Origin of the sequence: Xenorhabdus sp. NBAII XenSa04 (assembly GCF_963866145.1) — a bacterium.
GTDB lineage: Bacteria > Pseudomonadota > Gammaproteobacteria > Enterobacterales > Enterobacteriaceae > Xenorhabdus > Xenorhabdus indica.
The window spans coordinates 1-1,139 of the sequence record NZ_CAWMEB010000251.1 but is presented as its reverse complement, the minus strand read 5'-3'; the positions used below and the strand labels follow the sequence as shown (position 1 = coordinate 1,139).

Genomic DNA, 1,139 nt, shown 5'->3' with positions numbered 1-1,139 from the left:
TCTTAAAAAGAACAAAGCCGGAAGATCTCGGGGATCTTTCCGGCTTATTTTTTTAAATACTACTAAATTTTATATTATTAGGTGGAAAATCATCAGGCAATGATATGCATTTGATCTTTCTTGATAAAATACCCTCTAAAAAATCAGTGAAGTTTTCTTGCCTATATTCAACTTCTGGTGCCCTTGCCGCAATAAGTGCAACATTCCATAAATCACTATTATCTGATGAAGCAACCCAAAATATATAGTCACCGTTATCAGTAACACCGATAGGAAGCAGTCCGTTAATATCAGGATAAAGAATAAACGGATAGTAATCGGGATCAGATTCAACAAGAGAATTAAAATCCTCAATAACCCATTCTTTCTGGCTAAAAAAATTCAAATCCTCATCTTCGCTAAATGGGTTAAAGATCGTGATAAAATCGGCGATTCTGCCTGTACCATACTGAGTGATAAAATCAATATAATCTTTAGGGAAAGAGTGTATATCATCTATCAGTGGCCATTTTTCATCATGACCATTTTCATTTGGATGGATAGGCAAGGGCAATATATTATTTAAACTCTTTATACTCATTATTTACATTCCCGGTGGGTTAAGAACAGTTACATATTCATAGAATCCGCCGGAACCTTCCGCTTTCATTGTAATACCAGCCGGAATTCTGGAAGGTCCCTTATAAATAGGAACAGAACTCATTTCAACAAGTTGCCCTTGTTCTAGGGCTTTTCTTATTCTACCTTCGACTCCGCTCATAAAAGGAGTATTAGCAGGTCGTTGTTGGAGAGTGACGAGGTTCCTAACATCATCACCAGAACCGCCTAATTGTCGACCGAGCAAATGTCCTCTAGCCCTATTAGAACCTTTGCCTGTAATAAACCCTGGTGGTTGTATGTTCGGATTAGCGTGCGTGCCTGTATTAATATGGCTTTTATCTAAGGTGGCGTGAACTCCTGTTGGGCGACCTAAATTATCTAATTCTCCATATTTAATATTTGGACAATCATCACCTGCTAGCCCAAAAGGATCAACCCATCCAGTCGGATTATGCACATACCCGTACGGATTAAACCCGCCCAATAATCCCAACGGATCCGGCGAGATGTACTGCGCGCTCTCCGGCGAGTAATAACGG

The 1,139-nt window shown here is 39.5% G+C and carries 2 protein-coding genes; both read right to left on the bottom strand.

Annotation, left to right across the window (positions count from 1 at the left end; all coding sequences use genetic code 11):
* Positions 1-52: 52 nt before the first annotated feature.
* A complete protein-coding gene (locus AAC147_RS09595; protein ID WP_047686440.1) occupies positions 53-580 on the bottom strand; it encodes an SMI1/KNR4 family protein in 528 nt (175 codons plus the stop codon).
* Positions 581-583: 3 nt separating this feature from the next.
* Positions 584-1,139 (bottom strand): DNA/RNA non-specific endonuclease (locus tag AAC147_RS09590; protein ID WP_197056445.1); only part of this gene is annotated, 556 nt, incomplete at its 5' end.